We start from the raw sequence: 21,863 nt of genomic DNA on the forward strand, positions 1-21,863 counted from the left end.
ATGGCTACGTGGTCGGCTTGCCTGCGTCGTAGGCGGCCCGGATCGCCTCGACCACCTGCTGCGGGGTCGCGTCGCCGCCGACGAGGTTCGTCGTGTTGGCCAACAGCACGTCGTTCAGCCCGGCCACCGGCCAGTCCGGGTACCAGGCCAGTCCCCCACCGCCGTCGGACAGCAGTCCGGAGAAGCGGTCGCCGACCAGCTGGCCCATCTCCGAGCTCGCCGACCCGGGCTCGGCCGCGACCGGCACCCCGCCCTTCTGGGCCAGGAGGTTCTGCACCTCGGGTCGCTGCGTGATCTCGATGAAGTCGTAGGCGAGGTCCTTGTTCTTCGCCTTCGCGGGCACGACCCACAGGTTGCCGCCCGAACCGGGGTGCAGCCTGTTGCCGGGGAACAGGAACTGGCCTGCCTTGAAGGTCGTCTGCTCGGCGAGCTGACCGGCCCACCAGGTGCCGGAGACGAACATCGGGTACTGACCCGCGATGAACGCGTTGCCCGCGTCCTGCGCCGGGATGCCGGTGGAGTCGGTGCTGATGTACTTGCGCTCCACCCACTGCCGCATGGTGGTGGCGGCCTTCTCCCACGCCGCCCAGTCCACCTCGCCCTCGAACCGCTGGTAGGCGGCCAGCGAACTGTCGTCCATGTGCGCCAGGGCCAGCGAGTAGAGCAGGTGCGGGCCGGGGTAGTCGGCCGAGCCGAGCGCGAGCGGGGTGACGCCCTTGTCGGCGAAGGCGGCCAGCGCGTTCTCGAACTCGGTCAAGCTGGTCGGCACCTGCACGTTGTGCTGGGCGAACAGATCCTGGTTGTACCAGACACCGACGTACTCGCCGTAGTTCGTGACGCCGTAGCGCTTGCCGGAGCCCATGAGCCCGTTGTCGTCGTAGAGCCCCACGTCCTGGGCGGTGTCGTCCAGCTTCCAGCCGCGGGTCTGGGCGACCTCGGTGAGATCGGTGAGCAGACCCGCCTTGGCCACGACGCCCGCGGTGGCGTTGCCCTTGAGGTACTCCAGCACGTCGGGGGGATCGTTGGAGTCGAGGATGAGCTGGCCTGACTGCTGCATCTGCTCGTAGGTCTTGAGCTCCTGCTCGACCCGGACGCCGGGATGCTCCCGCTCGAAGATCGAGATGGCCTGCTTCCACGCGGCCGACAGCGCGCTGTCGTCGCTCTCCCACCACCAGACCTTGAGCGTCTGGGCGGCCCCGGGATCACCTCCGCCCGAGCACCCGGTCGCTAACAGGGCCAAGGCGGCGGCCACCGCGGTGAGCAGCCGTAGGGGACGTTTGCGCATACCGAACCTCCAGAGTCGCGACACGGCGTCGTCAACCGTGGTTTTCTTCGTCGCAACATTAAGAGCGATGTCACTGTAACGCGTCAACCCGCTGCTAGTCACGGTTTAGTCACACAGGAGGCCTTGCTAGGTAGTTTTGTCGCGGTACTATTGCCCTCCGGTTACCCCCGACCTTGACGAGGAGCACCCGTGCTCGACGCCGCATCGCCCTGGGCGCCCTTGCTGCCCTCCGCCCGCCGCGTGACGCTGGAGGTGCTGCTGCACGGCCCGCTGGCCCGCTCGGAGCTGGCGGACCGCCTGGGCCTGTCGACGGCGAGCCTGACCCGGCTGACCAAGCCGTTGATGGACGCGGGCCTGCTGCGCGAGGCGGACACGCCGTCACTGCGCGGGGGCGGGCGACCGTTGCAGCCGTTGGACGTCGACCCGGACGTGCAGCGGTTCATCGGCATCAAGCTCGCGGGCTTCCGCGCCTACGGCGTGCTGACGAACCTGCGCGCGGACATCCTCGGCAGCGCCGCTGTCGAGATCACCGACCAGAGCCCGGACGCGGTCGTGGCCAGGATCGCCGAGCTGGTCGCCGAACTGGACGACCGGGCGCGTCCGGTCGCCGCCATCGGCATCGGCATCGGCGGTGTGGTGCGCGACTTCTCCCGTGTCCAGCGGGCGGTGTTCCTGCACTGGGGCGAGATCGACCTGGGCGCCGCGGTCACCGCGGCCACCGACAGGCCGACCGTGGTGTCCAACGACGTGGACGCGCTGCTGGAGGCCGAGCACTGGTTCGGCGACGGGCGTGATGTGGAGAGCTTCGCCGTGCTCACCATCGGCGCCGGTGTCGGCGGCGGACTGGTGATCCACGACCGCCTCGTCAGCGGTCCGGACTCCGGCCTGGGCCTGCTCGGCCACTTCCCCGTCGACCCGCTCGGCCCGGCCTGTCCCGAGGGACACCGCGGGTGCGTGAAGGCCCTGCTCACCACCGACGCCATCCAGTCCCAGGCCGCCCTGACCCTGGACCGGCCGGTCACCTACGACGAGGTCCTCGACCTCGCCGAAGCGGGCAACGCCGTCGCCGACCAGATCGTCGGCCGGGCCGCGCACGCGTTCGGCACGCTGATCGCGGCCGTCGCCAACATCGCCCAACCCGAACGGATCATCCTCACCGGCGAGGGCATCCGACTCGCCCAGGTCGCCGAGGCACGCGTGCGGGCCGCCATAGCCCAGTCCCGCCACGCCGAGGCGTCCCCGATCGACCTGCGCTTCATCAACGACGACCCGACGCTCTGGGCCCGAGGCGCCGCCGCCGTGGCAATCCAGCGCACCGTGCTCGTCGCCCTTCCCTCACGCACCAACTGAACCCATCGCACAGACCTCTTCCACGGCGATCGCAGCCGTGGCGATGACGCACGCCCATCACATGCATGCCGAATGGCGGCCACGCCGCCACTTCATTGGGTGTACCGGTCATGCCGTATGGCTGAGCTGCGGCGGCACGCGCACAGCACGACGAGGAACCGGTCGAGATGACAGGCTCGCCGTCCCGACCGGTCCCTCGATGAGGACGGCTCCGCCGAGCACCCTGCTCACCCGGCGGCTGTCCCGCTCCGCCGCCTCGATCCGATCGATGCCCGCACGGTGGATGTCCGTGGACGGCGCCGCCCGAAACACGTGTCCGATTCACGCTTATCACCGCGGTCGAACGTCCGTCCACCGTCCGTGCTGTGGTCTCCTGAAGCGGCCGTCCCGACCTCGCGGCCGACGCCCTGCCGGAGGTGGTCGCCCCTGACCTGCTCATCGTCGGCGGCCTCGACCACCTGGTCACCGACCTCAACCCTCGCCGGGTTCGAGCCACCACCTATACCCATCCTCTGCCCCGGGCCAGCACTCCGGCCTGGAACCGACTGGTGGCGTCCAATGTGGTCAGCAACAGGGAGATGCGCCTGCGAACCGTCCGCACGGACATGCCCAGCGCACGGGCGACTTGCTCGTCTTTGGCCCCCTCACCCAGCAGTTGCAGCAAGGCGATGTCGTCGCGGTCGGGCAACTGCGTCTGCCTGGAGCCGGATTGCGGCAGCAAGGGCTGGCCGTGGGTCCAGGTCACCGCGAACAGGGCTTCGAGTGCGTGGACCAAGACGGGTTCCCGCACCGCGAAGCCCCTGGTGCTGCCCCGGACCGCGACGACGGCTGCGCGGCTGTCGAACAGGTGCAGGGTGATGGGCGGCTGCGCCACTGAACGGACCGTGACTGCCTGGGGCTGCTCGTCGATGTGCTCCGGGATGCACGCGCTGGGGTAGATGAAGCGGATATCCAGAGCTTGTTGAGCAGCGACAGAGCCAACTGCGCCATGAAAGCGAGTGAGCGGGATGGGTTGTTCCGACCACATGGAGTACACCGCGACGCGCGCGTGCCCGGCGAGCTCGAGAAGGCACATCTCGACGGCTGTGTCACTGTTCAGGCGGTGAATTGTCGACGCCTGTCCGGAGTTGCCCAGGACCGCATCGCCCAACGTTCGAGACAGCAAGGTGCGCAATTCAAGCGCTTGGCCGCGTTTTCGGTTGTACTCACCTTCTATCCGCGAGCGGAGTCGCTCGAAGAGTAATTCCGGCCCATCGGGAGTAGCCCGCGGCCCATGATCATCGTCGTGGTCGACGAGACCCATTTCTCGCAGGTGTCGCAATTCATCCCGCACATCCGATTCGCTGAGACCCAAAATGTGGCCAATCGCCCGAATGGAGGCCCCAGGTTTCCGTGCGACACAGTCGTACACCCTAATACTGTCAGCATCCGGACACAACTGATCCAAAGTCCGATCCCCCTAGTGATACGCCCGTCTACGGGACGATTGCGATCAGCGCAATGGACCTACCCGGTAGAGGATCTCCGCGTCGTGCCCGTCCGGGAAAGCGTCCTCGTCGAAGAGGACACTGGTTTCGATCTCCACGTCCCGTTCGGCCGCGAACCGTCGCAACATCATCCGCACCGCGCGATTGTGCGGACTTATCGTGGTTTCCAGGTGTCGGACTCCGAGCGGCACCATGCGGTCGACGAGCGTGGTCAGCATGAGGGTGGCCAATCCCGGGGCATTCACCGCAGGGTCGACAGCCGTCTGCCACGCGAACAGATCGGCCTGCGAATCGGGACGGCGGTAGCCGGTGATGAATCCGATCAGCTCGCCATGGTCGCATGCGACCACCGAGGTGTCGGAGAAATCGTGACACAGCAACAGATAGTGGTACCGACTGTTGGTGTCGAGACTGTCAGTCCTTCGGACGATATCCCACATAGCCTCCGCGTCATCAACGGACGGCTTGCGGATTTCCATCGAAGACAGTGCGACGCTCCCCATGCCTCGATTAGAGCAAACAGTCCAAAAGGCGGTCAAGGCCACCGCGCCGGTCCACCCGATCAGCCTAAACAAAACTGCGCCACAATCTGCCGATCAAAATTCCGCACAGACTGCGTGTTTAAGCTCCACCAAATCGGGTATCCGAACATCTTTCCTGTCCGGCAGGTCGGTCAGTATCCGCCCGTTCCCGGTCGGTGGCCGACGCGCAAACCGACGCGGTGACAACGAGCGCGACGGCGACGGTCTGGGACACACTCAACTGCTCCGTCAGCAGCACGGCGGCCGCGAGCGCCCCGATAGCGGGTTCCAGGCTGCCGAGCACGCCGAAGAGCCGGGCTGAGATCCGGCGCAAGGCGAGCCAGTCGAGCAGGTACGGGATCACCGCGGAGATGACCGCGATCGCCAGGCCGATGAGGACGATCCGACCGCTGCCGACCAGCGCCGCCCCATCGGTCACGAGGCCGACGGGTACCGTCACTGCCGCGGCGCAGGCCACGGCGAGCGCCAGGGCCGCGGGCGTGCCCGTCTTGTTGCCCGCGTGCTTGTTCACGACGATGTAAGCCGCCCACGAGGCCCCCGATAGCAGCGCGAACACTATCCCGAGCCAGGACAGCGGCGAGGTCGGCGTGTCGGGCACGACGAACAGCACCACGCCCGCGCACGCCAGCACCGCCCACACCGCGTCCAGCCACCTCCTGCTGCCCACCAGGGCCACGGCGAACGGACCGAGGAACTGGAACGTGACCGCGACGCCCACCGGCAGCCGGTCCAGTGCCGGATAGATGAACAGGTTCATGCCCGCGATCGCCATGCCGAGGCCGATCACCACGAGCCACTCCCCCCGGTCAGCGGGCGCCCGGGGACGGATGACAGCGAGCATGACGATCGCGGCGAACCCGAGCCGGAGCGCGACCACGCCCAACGGGGTGAGCTCCCCGAACAGGCTCTTGCCCCAGGCCTGCCCGAACTGGATGCCGACGATGCTGGCCACCACCAGCAAGGGAGCGAGTCGGGCCGCGGCCTGCGGCGCGGGAGTCGGGTGGATGACGGTCCTGCGAGGAGCCATGGGCCCAGTGTCGAACATAAGTGGCTTCAGCTCCATTCCACAAAACCGCACCTGAACGTGTAGCCTCGGCTTAATGATCGATGTGCGAAAGGTGCACCTCCTTCGGGTCCTGCGCGAGTACGGGACCGTGACCGCGGCTGCCGCCGCACTCCGCCTGACGCCGTCGGCGGTGTCCCAGCAGATCCGCGCCCTCGCCGACGAGGTGGGTGTCGAATTGCTGCGCAGGGAGGGACGCGGCGTCGCCATCACCTCGGCGGCAGAGCTGCTGATCGAGCACGGCGACCGCATGGCGGCCGAGTGGGAGCGAGTGCGGGCCGAGCTCGACGCGCTCGCAGTCGACGAGCCCACCGCAATGGTGATCGGCGGGTTCCCCAGCGCGCTGGCCGGGCTCGCCGTCCCCGCAGCTTCCCGGCTCCGCGCTTCCGACCCGCGGTTGCGGATCACGCTCACCGAGGCCGAGACCGGGGAGTGCTTCGACATGCTTTCCACGCGCCAACTGGACATCGCCGTGATCGTCCCGCTCCCCAGCAACCCCGCACCCGACGATCCGCGATACGAGCAACACCCGCTGCTCGACGATCCGCTGGACCTCCTGGTCGCCGCCACGCACCCACTCGCCACTCGCCCGGCAGTCGCCCTCGCCGACGCCGCGCACGACGACTGGATCGCCGCCCCGAACAGCATCGACCAGCACCACCTGATCCTCGCCGCCTGCGCCGCGGCCGGATTCGCACCCCGGATCGCCCACGCCGCACAGGAGTGGAACGCCATCTGCGCGCTCGTCGCAGGCGGCTACGGGGTATGCCTACTCCCCCGTCTCGCCCCGGTCGCCGCCGATCACGCGGTCGTCCGCCTCCCACTGACCGGCAACCCGGCACCGTTCCGACGCCTTATGACCTGCGTCCGACGCGGCAGCAGCGGACAGCGCGCGGTGTCGCTCGGCTTGACGGCCCTGCGGCAGGTCGCTTCCACGGTCGAAGGGTGCTGACTTACTCAGCGAGCTGGTAGGGCTTGCGATGGCAGAAGACCAAGCTCTCGGCGCTCTCCTCCCCGATCGTGGAAGTCACCGTGCCGACGAGCAGGAGGTGGTCGAGCAGCGGGACGGATCGGTCGAGGTCGCAGGTGATCGTCACCGCCGAGCGGTCGAGCACCGAGACCCCATGGCTACGGCGCAGGCGCACCCCCGCGAACCGGCTGCTGTGCGGTCCGCGAGCGAATCGGTCGATCAGCAGGCGTTGGTTCCACCCGAGCACGTTCACCGCGAACCGCCCCGCCTCGATCGCCGCGGTCGCGGTACTCCCGTCGCAGGCCAACGACACCACGAGTGACGGCGGGCGGGTCGACAGTGACATCACGGCGTTGGCCGTGCACCCGACCGGCCCCTCCCTACCGTCGGTTGTGACAACCGAGACGAGCGTGGGCACGCGGGCCATCGCCTCGCGGAACGCCCTCGCCTCGTCCTGGCTCTCCAGCCTCGGGGAGACGTCAGTCATGGCTGTGATTCCTTCCCGGTGCCGCGATGGCGGCTCGGAGAACACCTCGATCGACCTTTCCGTTGCGGTTGAGGGGGAACTCGGCCATGGGCGTGACGCTCCGGGGCATCATGTAGCCGGGCAGCCTGGCAGCAAGGTGGGTCATGACGACGGCGGGATCGACGGGCTCACCGATGTAGGCGGCGACGAGTTCCACGTCCGGCTCACCCGGGACAGCGATGACCACAGCGTCGTGAACGCCGTCTACCGCGCGGATCGCGGCCTCGACTTCTCCGGTCTCCACCCGGTATCCGCGAATCTGCACCTGGTCGTCGAGCCTGCCCAGGTGCACCAGGTTCCCATCGACCCAACACACGCGGTCGCCCGTCCGATACCAGTCATGCTCCGACACATCGGTCCGCACCAGAGGTTCGCCCGAGCCAGTGAGGAAACGGTTCCTGTTGTCCTCCGGGTCGAGGTAACCGCTGAACCGCTGTACCCCGCGCACCAGCAGCTCGCCTTCGGCGCCGCGCACCGACTCTTCGAGCCCTGGGTGGGGCCGCCCGATCGGCACGCTCCCGTTGGGTGTCACCGGCCAGTCCCGTCGATCGGTCGGCAGGCGATAACCCGTGCAGGTCACGGTGAGTTCGGTAGGTCCGTAAAGGTTGTCGATGGAGCTGTTGGACGCGGCTCTCGCCCAGGCGGCCGCCTGCCCGTAGGTCAGCCGCTCACCGGCGAAAGCGCTCGACACGAGCGACGGCATGCTGTTCGGCCGCAGGCGGCGGAAGCGCTCCGCGAGTGAGATCACCGACGGCACCGAGAACCAGTGGGTCACCCCTTTCCGGTTGACGAACGACACCGGGTCGAGCAGATCGTGCCGGTCGAGCACGGCCACTGACGCTCCCGAGCCCCAGGCGACGAACAGGTCGAACAGCGACGGGTCGAAGGTGAGCTCGAAGGCCTGCGAGAACACATGCCCCGGACCCGGCGCGTACCGCGCGATCATGGACCGCAGATAGGCGGCGATGTTGCGTTGACTGATCGGCACGCCTTTCGGCGCTCCAGTGGAGCCCGAGGTGAACAAGATGTACGCGAATGGCTCCCCGGACGCGGTCGCCGCTGGGCACCGGCGGGCAGGCAACTGATTCCGATCAAGCACGAGTATCGGCACTGAGTAGAAGGGAGTGGCGTCGTCGGCTTCCACCAGCACGAGGTCCAACCCTGCCAGCGCGGCTATCCGCGCGTTCCGGTCGGCTGGAGAACTCGGATTGAGCGGGACAACGGTCGCGCCGATTCGTTGTACAGCCAGGTATGCGGCATAGGTCATCAGTGTGCGGTGGGCGACCAGGCCAACCCGACGAAGTGAACAGAACCCCCTGCGATCGAGGATCGCCGTGGCGACTCGCGCGGACAGTTCGTCCAGCTCCCGGTAGGACAGCCGCGCGCCCCCCACGTCGACGGCGGGGCGCTCGGGAAAGCGCCGCGCGCTGGCCGTGAAGATCGAGTGCAAGGTATCAGACACTCGAACCAACCCCAGCGAAGGCGGGCCGCGACAGTACCGCGGCGAGATTCTGCTCCGTGCGGGCGAGCCTGGTCAGGGCGTCGGGCACCAGTGCGGGCCGCGGCCTGCCCCGGACGGCGGAGGCCACCCCGATGTGCAGGATCTGAGGAAGGGTGCGCCACTGCTCACCCGCTTCTGCGACAACGGCGCCTACCAAGGCGTTTCCCGCGGCCTCGGCAACCAGGTACTCGTTGCGGAGCAGGTGGTGTCGTGCCGCCGCCCACAGATCCTCGGTGAAGGACGGATTGCGCAGAAAGTGCCGGGAATCGGCAACCAGGCCAGCGAGGTACGACAGGCTGTCCGCCGTGTCGAGGCACCAGTCCGACGCGGAGATCCTGTCGGTTCGCGCTGGATCACCACCTGTCCGGACCACCCACTGGAAGGTTCCGTCTGGCGGAACGACTGAGGCGTGCCCGAAGGCGTACCGGTTGCGCAACCGGTGCTCGCCCCGCAGGGACGCGATGGGCGCCAGCATGTCTTTGAGATCGCGATCCGAAACGGTTCCGGCGAACTCCGATTGCACGACTCCGTCGGGGAACAGTCCGGTGAAGTTGTCGGCGAGCCGCCAGCCGTCCCGATCCCGGCCTGTCAGGAGGACGAAGTGCGGCGCGGCGGCGGATTGCGCCGACCACGGCAGGCGGTCGCTTCGGGCGACGAGCAGGACCTGCCCGTGCTTCTCCAGTTCCGATTCCACTTCGCCACGGGCGGTGGCGAAGCTGGTCGCCCAGCGGTAGGTCAGCCGCGTCCCGTCGGGAAGCTGGTTCAGCGGGTGGTCGTGGTGGGAGAACGCGAGAGGCCACCGAGGCGACCTGCGGACCGCCAGCCGCACAGACCGCGCGACCTGGTTCGCCGCGTGCGGGAAGCACCGTTCGAGGTAGGCCACGAGGTTGGCCGTGTAGCAACTCAGCAAGGCGTTCGGGTTGTCCATTGACTCCTCCACAGATCTCAACCTGGTTCGGGACCTATGCACACCGCTGCGGCGCAGGTGAAGCCAGGTATCACGTGCCAACGGTGGCCCCGCCAGTCACCGCCGCACTCGTCGATCCCCACCGGTATCCGCCACGGCGCCCCCGCGAGTCCCTCGCCGGTGGCCTTGACGCATGCCTCCTGCACCGACCACACCCGGGCGAACGCACGCGCTCGTACCGGCCGAGGTGCGTCCGACAGGCGGCGGGCCGCCGCGGTCCCGCAGCATCGGGCCAGCAGGCCGGGTGAGGGGTCCAGTGGTATCTGCACATCCACACCGATCGAGCGGCCGCGGGCGACCGCCGCGGCCACGGTGCCGCCTGAGTGCGACAAACTGACGGCCAGGTCGGGTCGGTCAGGCAGCACCGGTCTACCGCTGTCCAGCCGTGACAGGCGCTGCGCGCCCGCGCCGACGGCGTCCAGCAGGACACCCAGTAGCGCCCGAGAAGCGTGCCGCTCCGCCCGCACGTGGTCGGGACGCCCGCGTGCCGCCGGTCGGACCGGGGCCATCGCCACCCACGCCCGTGGGCCCGGAATCAGCACTACGACGCCCATAGCGCGTCTTCAAGGAGTCGATCGGCGCCGGATGCGACCAGACCCAACATGGTGTGGGTGGCTCCGCCCGCGGTGCCGAACATCGCGGCCTGGGCCCGCACCTGCTGGATGCCCTCGTCGAGGAAGCCGTCGCGGCCGGCGAGGTCGGCACAGATGCCGAGGACCCGGTCGACGGCAAGGCCCGCCGCCGCCTTCACCAGCGCGGCCTCCGCGTCGGTGCTCTCCGCTCGCTCCCTGGCGCGGCACAGCCGATCGCACAGCGCGGCGAGCTGCCTGAAGTGCATGAGCGCCTCGGCGAAGCGAATCCGCACCGCGCTGTGGCGCCACACCCCGTTCGCGCCGAGCTGCCGCCGCACCAGGGCGAGCTGGCGCCGGAGCAGCGCCGTCGACCAGAACGCACCCGCAAGCCGCTCTGTCGCCATTCGCCGGGAGAATTCGACCATGCCTCGCCCGGGTGGGACGAGCAGATGATCGCGGTCGACGACCACGTCGTCGAAGCGGATCCGTCCGACAGCGGCCGGAAGGTACATGGCGCTTCTCTGCGCGGTCACTGCGACTCCACGAGACCGCATGGGGACGAGTACGAGAACGAAACTCGTGGGGTGTGGGCCTGGTCGGTGACGAGCCAGGACGACCGCGTGGTCGGCGACCGTGGCGTTGACGATCCAGTCCTTCGCCCCGGTCACGGTCACGCTGTCCGGACCGATCTTCGCCGTGGTGGCCAGTGCGGTCAGGTCGGAGCCGGGCAACTCGGCGTCGGTGACGGCGAGGGCAACGGTGGAGCGCCCGTCCAACGCCGCACGCGCGACGCCCGCCGCGGCGCGGGAACTGCTGTTCATGACGATCGGCAGCGCGGTGGCCACCTGCACGCAGACGCTCAGCACCACGGCAAGCGGATGACGCTCGTCCAGGGTCGTCAGAAGTCGGCTCAGCGCTGCTGTGTCCAGGCCGAACCGTTTGTCGACATCGCCGGTGTAGAGTCTCCTCAGCTCGCCGGATTCGCCGAGCTCTCGCCACAGGGGCGCCGCGTGCGCGCTGTTCACGCCGGTCTCCATGTCAAGCAAGGTGAACCTCGCTGTCCATCAGCGTCAGCGTGCCGTCCGCCATGCGGAGTCGGTCGTTGGCGTAGTTCAGCGACGCCGACCGCAGATCCCGCCACGCCCGCTCCAAGCGCAGTGGCGAGTCCCGCAGGTATCCGTGACGAAGTCCGAGCAGTTCGATCAGCTCGTCAACGGCGGCGAGGCACCGCTCGGACGCGGTCAGTTTGAGCGCGTTGAAAAGCAACTGGCAGGACGGCGTGGACAGGTCACGCCCACTGAGGAACACCTGGGTCGCGTGTTGTAGCAGGGCGTTGACGGTGTCGATCGCCTGGCGGGCCGCGGACAACCTGCCGAGCAACAGTTCGGAGTCCAGTTTGCGCCGTGCTCGCTCTTCAGGGGAACGCAGGAATCGCACGACGCGTTCGAGAGCCCCCGCCGCAGTCCCCAGCCACGAGGCCGACCAGCCCAGGTGGGCCAACGGGCCGAACGTCGTCACGGTGATGTGCCGGAAGCGCCCGTGGCCACCGATCACGTTGCTCTCGGGAACGCTGCCGGTGAGACGCATGGGCCTGCTGTCGGTGGCCCGCATGCCCATCGGATTCCACGCCCCCGATGGCGCGGTCGCCAAATCGGCCCGGTCGGCGTAGACGAGCGACACCTCGTTGTCGGTGCGCGCACCAGGCGCCCGCATCGTGATGAGGAACCCATCGGCATGTGCACCGCCGGTGACGATCGGAGCGAACCGGTCGATCGCGAGGCGCTCGTCGCGAGCGCTCAACGCGGCCTGCGCCGAGAGCAGCCGTCCACCGGTGCCCGCCTCGGTGGTGACCGAGGCGAGGTAGAGTTCACCGCGAGCGACGCGCGGCAGCAGCGCTGCCCGGGTGTGTGGCCGCGCGAATCGGCACAGGGTGAAGACCTGTTGCTGGTGCATGGCGAACACCATCGCCGCGGACATGCACTCCCGAGCGATCGACGAGGTGACATCGAGCATGTCCGGGATGCCGAGGCCCGCTCCGCCGTACTCGGCCGGAACCAGCATTCCCAACAATCCCGACTCCCGCATGGCCCGAAGCGCTTCGATGGGAAACCGGGCCGCCTCGTCGGTCTCGCCCATGTGGCCGCGGACGACCTCGAGGACCGTGCCGATATCGACGCCGCCCGCCACTCGCTGAGGCGACGCGACGGACGCGCTCATCGGGTCACCGCCCCTCGCCCCCGCGCCCCAGCGACGACAAGCCAGAGACTGCCTGCCGTCTCGAAGGTTCCTTCGGTGAGCTCGTCCTCGGTCAGGGCGATGTCGTAGCCGTCCTCCAGGGCGAAGAGCAGTTCGATGGCCTGCATCGAGTCCAGGCCGAGGTCGTGGAGCCGGTGCTCCGGTTCGATCGGCTCGCCATCGGCCAATCCCCGCAGGTAGGGGCGAAGTGTCTCGATGAACTGGGTTTCCACGTCATCCTCCAGAAGGTGTGCCGATGGGAGCGCGTCGCACGGTGAGCTGGGACGCGCTCACCACCGATGGACCGTCCACGGCCACTTCAGCGGGCATCGGATGGCCCAGGAACAGAGCCAAGCTCGCCGAGAGCCCGTAGGCGCCCACATTGGGAACGACGAGCAGGTCACCCGGCGTCACCGGCGCGAGCTGCGCCTGCCTCGACCAGGTATCCAAAGGCGTGCAAAGCGGGCCGCACACCATCGCCTGCGATCGCGAACCCCGGACCACCCCGCCCGACGGAGCCAAGTCCACCTGGATCGGCGGTACTCGCCGGAGCCCCGACATGCCACCGAGGTGATGGATTCCCGAGTCGATGACGACCACGCGGCGGCCATGGGACGTCTTGGCGTCGAGCACCCTGGTGAACAGCCGACCCGACGTCGATGCCAGATACCGCCCGGACTCGAAGGCGACCATCGGGCTCTGGTCGCGCCACCGGGGGAAAGACTCGTCCAGCAGGCCGGTCAGCCGCGCCGCGAGACCGGGAAACGACGGCAGCGTGCCGGACTTGGCGTACGGGGCGCCGAAGCCGCCGCCGAGATCAATCATGTGGAACGGCACGCCCAGCTTGGCCCGGAGCAGGGCCGCAGTGCGCACCGCCAAGCGGAACTGAGCCACCAGCTCCGCCTCGTCGAGGAGGTTCGTGGCCAGATACAGGTGCAGACCGTGCAGGTCCAGGTTCTGGTAGCCCACGAACCGCTCAGGGGACGACGCCACGGCCGAGCTGTCCGCGCCGAACTGCGACGTTGTTCCCGTCATGCGCAATCCGGCCGATGAGACTGCCTCGCTGGGGTTGACGCGGATCAGGTAACGCGCCCGTGTTCCCTGGGTTCGCGCCCTGGCGTCCAGCAGATCCAGACTCGCGGGTGAGTCGACGGAGAACAGTCGCACTCCCTCGACCAGCGCCGCGTCGATCTCGCCGGACGTCTTCCCAGGACCGGTGTAGAGGATCTCCGCGCCGCTGACACCGGCCGCGCGCGCCGCCGACAACTCACCCGTCGAGCTGACCTCCGCGCTACAACCCCGCTGGTGGAGAGCACGGACCAAGTCGGGGTGGGGATTGGCTTTGAGGGAGTAGTACAGCGAACTCGGGCTCGGCAGGTAAGAGCGCAGCCGGTCCGCGGCGTCCCGAGCCGCCGCCAGGTCGTAGGCGTAGAGCGGAGTGGGCCAGCGGGCGGGGTCGAAGTCCTCAGACACCGTCGACCACCAAGTCTGCCACCTGCGCGGCCAGCGCCCGCTTGTCGGTCTTGCCGTTCGCGTTCGAGGGCAGCCGCGACACCACTTGGCACAGCCTGGGCATCTTGTACTCCTCGACTTCGCCCCGCATGGCCCACAGCACCTCGCTCGGCGCCTTGTCGGAGACCACGACCAGGACAGCCTCGGTCCGGTCACCGTCGGGCACGAGCACGGACGCGGCGTCGACTCCCGGAACCCTGCGGGCCGCGCTCTCGACTTCGACGGCGCTCACCCGGAACGCGCCCTGTTTGTAGATGTCGTCCCGGCGTCCGGAGAAATGCAGGTATCCGTCGTGGTCGATCCAACCGTAGTCACCGGTCCGCAGTTCGGGGAACAGTCCGTCCCGCAGTACGAACCGTTGGCGGGTCAGTTCCGGCCGCCGCCAGTACCCTGACATCACATTCCCGCCGCGGACGGTGATCTCACCGGATTCACCGCTGGGAAGCCGGTTCCCTTGCTCGTCGACGGTGAAGACCTCCGTGCCGGGTAGCGGCCGCCCAACCGCGTCGGGCCGGTCCAGGTCCTCGTCCGGGTCCATGATCGCGATCCGCTTGCACTCGGTGAGCCCGAACATCAGCTGCACCCGCAGATCAGGCAGATGCCCGCGCAGACCGGCGAGGACGTCACGGGACATGGCGGATCCGGTGTTCGTGATGAGTCGCAACGCCGGCCGCCCACTGGTCCGGTCCAGCAGGCTCAGCAGCGCCGAGGCCAGCGGCGGGACCGCGGGCAGGACTGTGACCCGTCGGCGGACGAGTTCCAGGAGCCAGCGTGGCCCCTCGTCCGGTCCCGGAGCCAGCACCAAGTGCGCACCCGTCATCGCGCTGAGGAAGATCTGGTAGAGCCCGTAGTCGAACGAGAGTGGCAACGCGCAGTAGACAACATCGTCTGGGCGGTAGTTGAGCCGCGACTGGATCGCCGTCGCGGCGAACATCATCTGCGCATGCGTCGACACGACCGCCTTCGGCATGGCCGTCGTTCCAGAGGTGTAGATCAGGCAAGCCGGGTCGGCGGGGATCGGGCAGGGAGCGTCCGGGGCTTCGGCCGCCAGGGGTATCGCGTCCCATGCCGCAGTCGCGACTCCCAGTCGCTCGACAGTCGCCGTGACTGTGGCATCGTCCGTCACCACCAGCGCTGGGTCGCAGTCGTCGACGATGTGCTCCAGCACGTGCACCGGCACTTGCCGGTTGACGACCGAGAACACCACACCCAGACGCGCGGCTGCGAACAGCAGCGACACCAAGCGCACGTCGTCACGCGCTGTGATCAGGATCCGGTCGCCTTTGGTCAATCCGCGCTCTCGCAACGCCGCCGCCATCCCGGCACTCATCGCCCGAAGCTGCCTATAGGTCAGAGTTCGGCCGCGAGCCGAGACCGCGTCGGCGTCATCCGGCGCCGCGCCGATGCACTCGTGGACGAGACACATCGCTTGGCTCATCGTGCGATCTCCCTCTTCTGCGCTCGTCGGAAGGTCCGACACAGAGCGTCGAGCCGGAGCAGGTTGGCGGGCACGAGGTCATCCGGATCCAACTCGACATCGAGTTCACGCTCGACGCGGTCGACGATCTCCATGACCTTGAAGGAGCTGTAGGTCGGCAGCGTGTCCAATCCGGGCAAGCCCTCCAGCGCGGCCCGTTCGACGGTGAGCACATCCGCCGCGGCATTCAGGACACGATCACGCACTAGGTCAATCATCGGGCCTTCCTGTTCGGCTTGAGGAGTCAGCGGAGGTCGAGATCACGCGCGAGCGCGGCCTCGTCGGCCAACAGCTCGTGCAGGAGGTGGTGCACATCAGAAGCCTTCCGACCGGCCTGGACGCGCCGCAGCGCGAAGAACGCCCTGGCCGAGACATCCGAGCAGCGCTTGGCGTGGTCCGCGGCGGGCCGCGCCGCCCGAAAGCCCACAGCTCGTTGGAGCCACAGCGCGTGCAGCTGCCTGCTTCTGGCCAACAGCCACGTTTCGAGCGTCATGCGCCGCAGCGCGAGGACCTGGTCGGGATGGGTTCGGTAGGCCTCGATGTAGCGGTCGAGCACGACCGGAACGTGAGGATCGTTGAGATGCTGGGCGTTGTCTCGCAGCACCATGCGCGGTTGGAGCTCAGGCAGCGTTCCCGGGACCACCGCGGTGGTCCGCGTTCGAGGGCTGTGCATGATCGGCTCGAGGTCTTTCCACCCCGTTCGGCGAGCCGTCGGCTCGGCCGGGCCGTGGACCGTGTCGTTGCGGTAGACGTCGATCATGAGCGCGCTCGCGTCATCTCCGCTGGTCAGAAGAAAACTGTGGTCCATATGCTCACGCCGGAAGTAGGGAAGCCAAGGGAGTTCGTAGGCGTCTGCCACGCAGAGGAGAAGCGATGTGCGTGCTGCGGAGCGCGCCTCATCTGCACCTCGAATCGTGTCGGTGAAGCGAATTCCGACCGCGTCGACTGCGGCAGACAGATGCGGCTCGGTCTCTGCTTCGATCGTCCACAGAGCATCGTCGGTCGGTCGGGGGCGGAATCGGAGGTGCGCTCCCATGCGGGAGAAGGTGCCGGGACCGTGATACCAGTCCGCCACGACCGCTACGCTGGACTGCAGGCAGTCGAGGGCTGTCGGATCGACGGTGTCGAGGGCTGACGTCAGCTTGTCCGGCAAAGTCTCGACTTGCGCGATGTCTGTCATTTCGCCGCCAGCCGCGCTTCGCACACGGCATCGACGAGGTCACGCACCCGGTACATTCGGGAAAGCCACTCGTCGGCCACGACAACGCCCAACTCCGTCTCCACGGCGTCGAGCAGACCGATCAAGGCCGCGGAATCCATCCGCAGGTCGTACTCGAAGCTCATGTCGCAGCGGACCTCACCCGCCTCGGTCGTCGCCCGAACCGCCGAGAGCACACGCGCCGCGGTGTCTTCGTCGTTCATGCGTTGATCCCCAACACTCGAAATCGGTTACCGCCTCCAGTCTGCGCAGCGGTCCTGTCACGCCGTCCGACGAAGGTAAGTTGTTGCCACTTGCGGAAGTGACAGGAAAGGGCAGCCGCACCGCGCGGTCGCTGGGCCATGGTTAGCGTCGAATCAGTTCATCGAGCGAACAAGGCGGACCATGATCGTCACATCACTCAAGGAGATCGCGTCCAGCGAACGAGATGTGGACGCCGGGCAGTGGCGCAGCAGGCGCCTGGTGCTCGCCGAGGACGGAGCGGGGTTCTCGCTACACGACACGCTTGTTCGAGCAGGTGCGCAGTACACGTTGCACTACACGAGTCACATCGAGGCCGTGTACTGCATCGAGGGCGAGGGCGAACTGGTGGACGAGTCGACGGGACACGTCCACCGACTCGAACCGGGGAGCCTCTACCTGCTGAACGACCACGATAGGCACACCTTGCGCGCCAAGACTGCGATGCGCACGGTCTGCGTGTTCAACCCGGCATGCACCGGACAGGAAGTGCACGACGAGAACGGCGCGTACCCCGCGCCGGAGTAGGGATCAACGGGACAGGGAGACCATGACCACCACAGCCGACCCATACGTGACACGGCACCCGGGGACCTCGATGCGCATTCCGCGGAGCCACCCCACCGTCTGGGGCTCGACGCCGGGACCGATCGCCGAAGCCGACCTCGCGGCCTACGACCGCGACGGCTACCTGGTGCTGAAGGACCTCCTCAGCGACGAAGAGGTCAACCGGTACCGGGAGGAGCTGCGCAGGCTGAACACCGACGAGGACGTCCGCTCCGACGACCGCGTCGTCCTCGAACCGGACTCCGAGGACATCCGCTCGGTGTTCGAGGCCCACCTGATCAGTCCGGTGTTCGGGGAGCTGCTCCGCTCCCGCCGTCTGGTGAGCATCGCACGCCAAGTGCTCGGCTCCGACGTCTACATCCACCAGAGCCGGGTGAACTTCAAGCCCGCCTTCGGCGGCGCGGAGTTCGACTGGCACTCCGACTTCGAGACCTGGCATGCCGAGGACGGCATGCCGGTTCCCAGGGCGTTCAGCATGTCGATCGCGCTGACCGAGAACCATCCCCACAACGGACCGCTGATGGTCATTCCGGGCTCCCACAACACCTTCGTCTCGTGCGTCGGCGAGACGCCGCCCAACTACCACGAGACCTCCCTGCGAGTGCACCGTCTTCCCATCGGCTCGGCCGACCGTGAGAGCCTCACCGATCTGGCCAACACCCACGGCATCCGCCAGATCACCGGACGAGCCGGGTCGGCGGTGATGTTCGACTGCAACATCCTCCATGGCTCCAACGGCAACATCACGCCGCACCCGCGTTCAAACATATTCGTCGTCTTCAACAGCATCGAGAACACCTTGAAGGAGCCCTACGCCGCCCTCAACCGCCGCCCATCCCATCTCGCGAGCCACGACTTCAGCCCAATCCGCTGAGCATCGGCGGAGCGCTCGAGGCAGCTACTGACGGGTGGCTGCCTCGAAGCACGTCGCCTAGGGCGTGTGGCGAAGACGCCAGGCCCGACGAACTGGTCGTGTTCTCCAGCATCCCGCACCACCTCGTCCAGAAGGTGCTGCCGTGCGACATCGCCTTGACCGTGCACGGCATCCCCAGCCTGGGATGCGTCGACGCCGACCCCCAGCGCCGTAGCTTTTTCTCCGAAACCCGGAGGGATCGGGTTAGCTGTCGCAGGCGATGCCGTCTTTGTCGCGGTCGAGTGCGGGCCGGTAGCCGGGCTGCCCCGCGTACAGGGGCGCGGCGCCCGCGGCTCTGGCGGCCGCGCAGTTGGCGTAGTAGACACCCGGGTCCGGCTCAGGTTCGGGCTCGGGCACGGGTTCCGGCTCGGGCTGTGGCTCGGGCTGCGGCTTGGGCTTTGGTTCGGGCGAAGGTTCCGGAGAGGGGGACGGAGAGGGAACAGGGTCCGTGGTGGTCGGCGTGGGCTGGTTCGTGGTGGTGTGCTGGATCTTGTCCACTCGCAGGACGATCGGGTCGCCCTCGACGACGGCGATCACCGTCCAGTTCGACTTCACGATGACGTTGCGCCCGTCCACCGACTCAATTTCGACGTCGAAGCCTGCGGCGGTCAGGGTGTCTTGGGCTTGGTCGGCTGTCATGCCCACGAGCCCGGGAGGCAACACCGCCGTCGCGGTGGTCGTCGGCGCGGACACGGCAGGGTTCGGGGACCGGTCGTCGACGATCGCGCCCAGCACGGACAGCGCCAACAGCACGGCGAGGGCGATCCACGGCCACCTGCGCTTCCGGTTGCGCCACCACGTCCGCAGGTCCACAGCGCCTCCTTCACCAGTTGAAGAGTCCATGAGCGGATCGCGCCTTCAGCACATGGTGTTACCCCTCCGAGGGTTTCCATCTCATGTGCCGATGAGAACCGAGAAAGAGAGAAAGGGCCGGGGTCGCTGCGGCCACCTTGGGCCTGGTGGTGCTGTGATGGGCAGCCATCAGCGCCTTGGAGGGCGCGAAACTGGGCACCGCTCGCTTCGCCGCCCTGACCATCGAAGGACGGCAGGCAAGTCCCCGTTCCCCATCTGGAATGGCGCATCGAGAAGCAGAGCGACCTGGTCAGGTCACGGACTCCCGAACAGCCGGTCCAGATGTACGTCGATCGCGGCGAGGGCGTCCTGGGGCTCAATTACGTCGAGTTCGATCAGGGGCGTGAAGCCGGTGAGGGCGAGGAGCAGGTTGGTCTCGGTCGCTGGGTCTCGGTCGGAGTCGATGTGGCCGTCGGTGATTGCCTGGCGGATCAGTTGCTCGACGAGGGCTCGCCCTTGGGTGAGGCCGCGGCGCGCCTGCTCGTGCACGGCCTTGTCGTGCAGGGCCTCCAGGACGTAGGCGGCGCCCATCCGGCTGGTCGCGCGGGCGTCGGCGTGCAGGGGAAGCATTTCCGCGAGCGTCAGTCGCAGCACGTCACGGGGGTGCGGACGGTCACCGAGCTTTTCGAGCCCCTGCTGGACGCGCACCGAGGTCTGCTCGGACGCGAAGTCCATGGCGAAGGAGAGCATGGCGGTCCGGGAGGCGAAGTAGTGCTGCAGCTGCCCGAGTGACATGCCCGCCTCCTGCGCCACCACGCGCATCGTCAGCTGGGTGACGCCGCGCTGTTCCACCACCCGCCACAGTGCGCGGGCGATCGCTTCGCGGCGTCCGCGGTGATCCACCTGTTTCGGCATCGCCCGCCCCTCCTCTTACCCGGGATCGTTCCAATACAGTTGACATAATACATCTGACCCATAATCCTGGGGTCCACTCAAGGGGAGGGAGCCGTCATGTCCGAGCAGCCGAAGGTACGGACCACGGAAGGCGTGGTGCAGGGGCTCCAGCGGCAGGGGCACGCGGTGTTCCGCGGCATCCCCTACGCCCGGCCCCCGGTCGGAGCGCTCCGCTTCGCCGCGCCCGCGCCGCCGCGCCGCTGGGAGGGGACGAGGCAGGCGGTCGAGTTCGGCCCCATGGCGCCGCTGTCCCTGCCGATCGACGTGTCTCCGCAGGGCACCGACTGGCTGACGCTCAATGTCGGGACTCCGGATCCCGGCGCGGCAGGACTGCCGGTGCTGGTGTGGATCCCCGTGGGCGGCTACCTCTCGGCGATGTCGAGCGACCCGATGTACGACCCGGCAGCGCTGACCGGGGCGGGAGTCGTCGTGGTGACCATCAACTGCCGCGTGGGCGCGGAGGGGTTCGCGTTTCTCGACGACGCGCCGCCCAACCGCGGATTCCTCGACCAGATCGCGGCGCTGGAGTGGGTGCAGCGCAACATCGCCGCCTTCGGCGGCGACCCCGGCCAGGTCACCGTGGGCGGGGTGTCCGCCGGAGCGGGCTCGGTCGCCGCCCTGCTGACGATGAAGTCCGCGCGCGGCCTGTTCCGGCGGGCCATCGCCCATTCGGTGCCGGGGCTGTGCAGCACCCCCGCGCTGGCCCGGCAGGTCACCACCGCGTTCGCGGACCGGGTCGGCGCGGCGGCCCCCACCGCCGAGGCCCTGCGGGACATCGACCCATGGCACCTAGCCGCCGAGCTCACCTCCTTCAACGCTGGCCTCCACGCGCACCGGGCGAGTTGGGGACGCCTCACGGAGACCGGCACCGCGCTCTGCCCCGTCGTCGACGGCGAGGTCCTCCCGGAGACGCCGTGGCCCGCGCTGACCAGCGCGCGAGCGAGCGGGACCGAACTGCTCGTCGGCCACGCGCGGGACGAGTTCCGGTACTTCAGCGTCGTGAGTGGACGGTATGGCACCTTCACCGAGAAGGACGCCCACGCGGCCCTGGAACTGCTTGCCCCGCAGCCGGACGGCGCGCGTGCCTACCGTGCCGCGTTCCCGCAGGCAGGCCCGGAGGAACTGGTGGAGACGGTGTACTCCGACGCCCTCTTCCGCATGCCGTCACAGAAGCTGGCCGAAGCGAACGCCGCAGCAGGCGGCACCTCGTACCTGTTCGAACTGTGCTGGGTCGCCCCGCCCCTCGGCGGCATCCTGGGCGCCTGCCACAGCCTCGACCTGCCCCTGGCGTTCGGCACGCTGGACAGCCCCGTCGGCACCCAGCTCATCGGCGAGGAGCCCACTCCCGAGGCCGTCGCGCTCTCCCGCGAACTCCAGGAGACCTGGGCCCGCTTCATCACCACCGGCGACGCGGGCTGGCCCGCTCACCGGCCGGGCGGGTACCTGACCCGCATCCTGGACACCGAGTCGAAGACCCTGCCCTACCCCGAAGAGGCATCCCGCCGGATCTGGGAAGGCCACTCCCCCGCTCCTTTCGATCTGTCGTAATGTGGTCCCTTCCCTTCGTCGGATATGCGTAGCTCGCATTGGGATTGTGGGTTGTTCGCCCCTCACGGCCCCCGTTGCAGCACACCTAAGTTGACGGTGTCAGTTGATGAGGTGGTTCACCACCTCGACAAGGGGGAAGGGAA

The 21,863-nt window shown here is 68.1% G+C and carries 23 protein-coding genes; 5 read left to right on the top strand and 18 right to left on the bottom strand.

Translation table 11 applies throughout. From position 1 onward, the window contains the following. Nucleotides 1–4 precede the first annotated feature (4 nt). Nucleotides 5–1,285: an ABC transporter substrate-binding protein gene (locus tag Actkin_RS16220; protein WP_258903230.1), complete on the bottom strand. Its 1,281-nt coding sequence runs from the start codon at nt 1,283–1,285 to the stop codon at nt 5–7. A 189-nt stretch (nt 1,286–1,474) separates the two neighbouring features. On the opposite strand from Actkin_RS16220, the gene Actkin_RS16225 reads away from it, so the two are divergent. Then, on the top strand, nt 1,475–2,635 hold the full coding sequence (locus Actkin_RS16225; protein WP_258903231.1) for an ROK family transcriptional regulator: 1,161 nt from the start codon (nt 1,475–1,477) through the stop codon (nt 2,633–2,635). A 499-nt stretch (nt 2,636–3,134) separates the two neighbouring features. On the opposite strand, the gene Actkin_RS16230 is transcribed toward Actkin_RS16225, so the two are convergent. The 3 genes from Actkin_RS16230 to Actkin_RS16240 form a co-directional block, all read right to left on the bottom strand. Further along, nucleotides 3,135–4,046, bottom strand: coding sequence for a helix-turn-helix transcriptional regulator (locus Actkin_RS16230; RefSeq protein WP_258903232.1), 912 nt, complete (start codon nt 4,044–4,046; stop codon nt 3,135–3,137). 81 nt (nt 4,047–4,127) lie between these two features. Continuing rightward, on the bottom strand, nt 4,128–4,601 hold the full coding sequence (ectA, locus tag Actkin_RS16235) for a diaminobutyrate acetyltransferase (protein ID WP_258903233.1): 474 nt from the start codon (nt 4,599–4,601) through the stop codon (nt 4,128–4,130). Nucleotides 4,602–4,743: 142 nt separating this feature from the next. After that, nucleotides 4,744–5,616: an EamA family transporter gene (locus Actkin_RS16240; RefSeq protein WP_258903234.1), complete on the bottom strand. Its 873-nt coding sequence runs from the start codon at nt 5,614–5,616 to the stop codon at nt 4,744–4,746. Between the two features lie 148 nt (nt 5,617–5,764). Here Actkin_RS16240 and Actkin_RS16245 point away from each other — a divergent pair, with 148 nt between their 5' ends. After that, nucleotides 5,765–6,679, top strand: coding sequence for a LysR family transcriptional regulator (locus Actkin_RS16245; RefSeq protein WP_258903235.1), 915 nt, complete (start codon nt 5,765–5,767; stop codon nt 6,677–6,679). A gap of 1 nt (nt 6,680) precedes the next feature. Here the strand turns inward: Actkin_RS16245 and Actkin_RS16250 are convergent, their stop codons facing one another. From Actkin_RS16250 to Actkin_RS16300, 12 genes are read right to left on the bottom strand one after another with little or no spacing between them, the layout of a single operon-like run. Continuing rightward, nucleotides 6,681–7,184: a flavin reductase family protein gene (locus Actkin_RS16250; RefSeq protein WP_258903236.1), complete on the bottom strand. Its 504-nt coding sequence runs from the start codon at nt 7,182–7,184 to the stop codon at nt 6,681–6,683. After that, on the bottom strand, nt 7,177–8,685 hold the full coding sequence (locus Actkin_RS16255) for an AMP-binding protein (RefSeq protein WP_258903237.1): 1,509 nt from the start codon (nt 8,683–8,685) through the stop codon (nt 7,177–7,179). The genes Actkin_RS16250 and Actkin_RS16255 overlap by 8 nt, the downstream gene beginning before the upstream one ends. After that, complete coding sequence (locus Actkin_RS16260; RefSeq protein ID WP_258903238.1) at nt 8,678–9,652, bottom strand: hypothetical protein; 975 nt, start codon at nt 9,650–9,652, stop codon at nt 8,678–8,680. Before Actkin_RS16260 ends, Actkin_RS16255 begins: the two co-directional genes overlap by 8 nt. A 17-nt stretch (nt 9,653–9,669) precedes the next feature. Continuing rightward, on the bottom strand, nt 9,670–10,245 hold the full coding sequence (locus tag Actkin_RS32755) for a 4'-phosphopantetheinyl transferase family protein (protein WP_396122726.1): 576 nt from the start codon (nt 10,243–10,245) through the stop codon (nt 9,670–9,672). Then, nucleotides 10,233–11,300 (bottom strand): acyl-CoA dehydrogenase family protein, encoded by a 1,068-nt coding sequence (locus Actkin_RS16265; RefSeq protein WP_258903239.1) that lies wholly within the window; start codon nt 11,298–11,300, stop codon nt 10,233–10,235. Before Actkin_RS16265 ends, Actkin_RS32755 begins: the two co-directional genes overlap by 13 nt. Before the next feature lies 1 nt (nt 11,301). Then, complete coding sequence (locus tag Actkin_RS16270) at nt 11,302–12,480, bottom strand: acyl-CoA dehydrogenase family protein (protein ID WP_258903240.1); 1,179 nt, start codon at nt 12,478–12,480, stop codon at nt 11,302–11,304. Then, nucleotides 12,477–12,731 carry an acyl carrier protein gene (locus Actkin_RS16275; RefSeq protein ID WP_258903241.1) on the bottom strand — a complete coding sequence of 85 codons (255 nt, stop codon included), beginning with the start codon at nt 12,729–12,731 and terminating at the stop codon, nt 12,477–12,479. The genes Actkin_RS16270 and Actkin_RS16275 overlap by 4 nt, the downstream gene beginning before the upstream one ends. A gap of 1 nt (nt 12,732) precedes the next feature. After that, nucleotides 12,733–13,971: a type III PLP-dependent enzyme domain-containing protein gene (locus tag Actkin_RS16280; protein ID WP_258903242.1), complete on the bottom strand. Its 1,239-nt coding sequence runs from the start codon at nt 13,969–13,971 to the stop codon at nt 12,733–12,735. Continuing rightward, complete coding sequence (locus Actkin_RS16285) at nt 13,964–15,448, bottom strand: class I adenylate-forming enzyme family protein (RefSeq protein ID WP_258903243.1); 1,485 nt, start codon at nt 15,446–15,448, stop codon at nt 13,964–13,966. The genes Actkin_RS16280 and Actkin_RS16285 overlap by 8 nt, the downstream gene beginning before the upstream one ends. Next, nucleotides 15,445–15,693, bottom strand: coding sequence for a hypothetical protein (locus Actkin_RS16290; RefSeq protein WP_258903244.1), 249 nt, complete (start codon nt 15,691–15,693; stop codon nt 15,445–15,447). Before Actkin_RS16290 ends, Actkin_RS16285 begins: the two co-directional genes overlap by 4 nt. Nucleotides 15,694–15,731: 38 nt before the next feature. After that, nucleotides 15,732–16,667: a hypothetical protein gene (locus tag Actkin_RS16295; protein WP_258903245.1), complete on the bottom strand. Its 936-nt coding sequence runs from the start codon at nt 16,665–16,667 to the stop codon at nt 15,732–15,734. Next, nucleotides 16,664–16,909, bottom strand: coding sequence for an acyl carrier protein (locus Actkin_RS16300; protein WP_258903246.1), 246 nt, complete (start codon nt 16,907–16,909; stop codon nt 16,664–16,666). Before Actkin_RS16300 ends, Actkin_RS16295 begins: the two co-directional genes overlap by 4 nt. A gap of 181 nt (nt 16,910–17,090) precedes the next feature. On the opposite strand from Actkin_RS16300, the gene Actkin_RS16305 reads away from it, so the two are divergent. Next, entirely contained in the window at nt 17,091–17,474 is a 384-nt protein-coding gene (locus Actkin_RS16305) for an ectoine synthase (RefSeq protein WP_258903247.1), read from the top strand. 70 nt (nt 17,475–17,544) lie between these two features. Then, a complete protein-coding gene (gene thpD, locus Actkin_RS16310; RefSeq protein WP_258903248.1) occupies nt 17,545–18,387 on the top strand; it encodes an ectoine hydroxylase in 843 nt (280 codons plus the stop codon). Nucleotides 18,388–18,630: 243 nt separating this feature from the next. Here thpD and Actkin_RS16315 read toward each other — a convergent pair whose 3' ends face one another. Continuing rightward, on the bottom strand, nt 18,631–19,239 hold the full coding sequence (locus Actkin_RS16315; protein WP_258903249.1) for an excalibur calcium-binding domain-containing protein: 609 nt from the start codon (nt 19,237–19,239) through the stop codon (nt 18,631–18,633). 294 nt (nt 19,240–19,533) lie between these two features. Continuing rightward, nucleotides 19,534–20,133, bottom strand: a complete 600-nt coding sequence (locus tag Actkin_RS16320; protein ID WP_258903250.1) for a TetR/AcrR family transcriptional regulator — start codon at nt 20,131–20,133, stop codon at nt 19,534–19,536. 96 nt (nt 20,134–20,229) lie between these two features. Here Actkin_RS16320 and Actkin_RS16325 point away from each other — a divergent pair, with 96 nt between their 5' ends. Further along, on the top strand, nt 20,230–21,720 hold the full coding sequence (locus tag Actkin_RS16325) for a carboxylesterase/lipase family protein (RefSeq protein ID WP_258903251.1): 1,491 nt from the start codon (nt 20,230–20,232) through the stop codon (nt 21,718–21,720). Nucleotides 21,721–21,863: the final 143 nt, after the last annotated feature.

The organism is Actinokineospora sp. UTMC 2448 (assembly GCF_024760565.1).
GTDB lineage: Bacteria > Actinomycetota > Actinomycetes > Mycobacteriales > Pseudonocardiaceae > Actinokineospora > Actinokineospora fastidiosa.

Bases quoted from the DNA above. Each gene is read 5' to 3' on its own strand.
- Actkin_RS16220 (WP_258903230.1), bottom strand. From the start codon at position 1,285: ATGCGCAAACGTCCCCTACGGCTGCTCACCGCGGTGGCCGCCGCCTTG.
- ectA (WP_258903233.1), bottom strand. From the start codon at position 4,601: ATGGAAATCCGCAAGCCGTCCGTTGATGACGCGGAGGCTATGTGGGAT.
- Actkin_RS16245 (WP_258903235.1), top strand. From the start codon at position 5,765: ATGATCGATGTGCGAAAGGTGCACCTCCTTCGGGTCCTGCGCGAGTAC.
- Actkin_RS16250 (WP_258903236.1), bottom strand. From the start codon at position 7,184: ATGACTGACGTCTCCCCGAGGCTGGAGAGCCAGGACGAGGCGAGGGCG.
- Actkin_RS16260 (WP_258903238.1), bottom strand. From the start codon at position 9,652: ATGGACAACCCGAACGCCTTGCTGAGTTGCTACACGGCCAACCTCGTG.
- Actkin_RS32755 (WP_396122726.1), bottom strand. From the start codon at position 10,245: ATGGGCGTCGTAGTGCTGATTCCGGGCCCACGGGCGTGGGTGGCGATG.
- Actkin_RS16265 (WP_258903239.1), bottom strand. From the start codon at position 11,300: ATGGAGACCGGCGTGAACAGCGCGCACGCGGCGCCCCTGTGGCGAGAG.
- Actkin_RS16270 (WP_258903240.1), bottom strand. From the start codon at position 12,480: ATGAGCGCGTCCGTCGCGTCGCCTCAGCGAGTGGCGGGCGGCGTCGAT.
- Actkin_RS16285 (WP_258903243.1), bottom strand. From the start codon at position 15,448: ATGAGCCAAGCGATGTGTCTCGTCCACGAGTGCATCGGCGCGGCGCCG.
- Actkin_RS16295 (WP_258903245.1), bottom strand. From the start codon at position 16,667: ATGACAGACATCGCGCAAGTCGAGACTTTGCCGGACAAGCTGACGTCA.
- Actkin_RS16300 (WP_258903246.1), bottom strand. From the start codon at position 16,909: ATGAACGACGAAGACACCGCGGCGCGTGTGCTCTCGGCGGTTCGGGCG.
- Actkin_RS16305 (WP_258903247.1), top strand. From the start codon at position 17,091: ATGATCGTCACATCACTCAAGGAGATCGCGTCCAGCGAACGAGATGTG.
- thpD (WP_258903248.1), top strand. From the start codon at position 17,545: ATGCGCATTCCGCGGAGCCACCCCACCGTCTGGGGCTCGACGCCGGGA.
- Actkin_RS16320 (WP_258903250.1), bottom strand. From the start codon at position 20,133: ATGCCGAAACAGGTGGATCACCGCGGACGCCGCGAAGCGATCGCCCGC.
- Actkin_RS16325 (WP_258903251.1), top strand. From the start codon at position 20,230: ATGTCCGAGCAGCCGAAGGTACGGACCACGGAAGGCGTGGTGCAGGGG.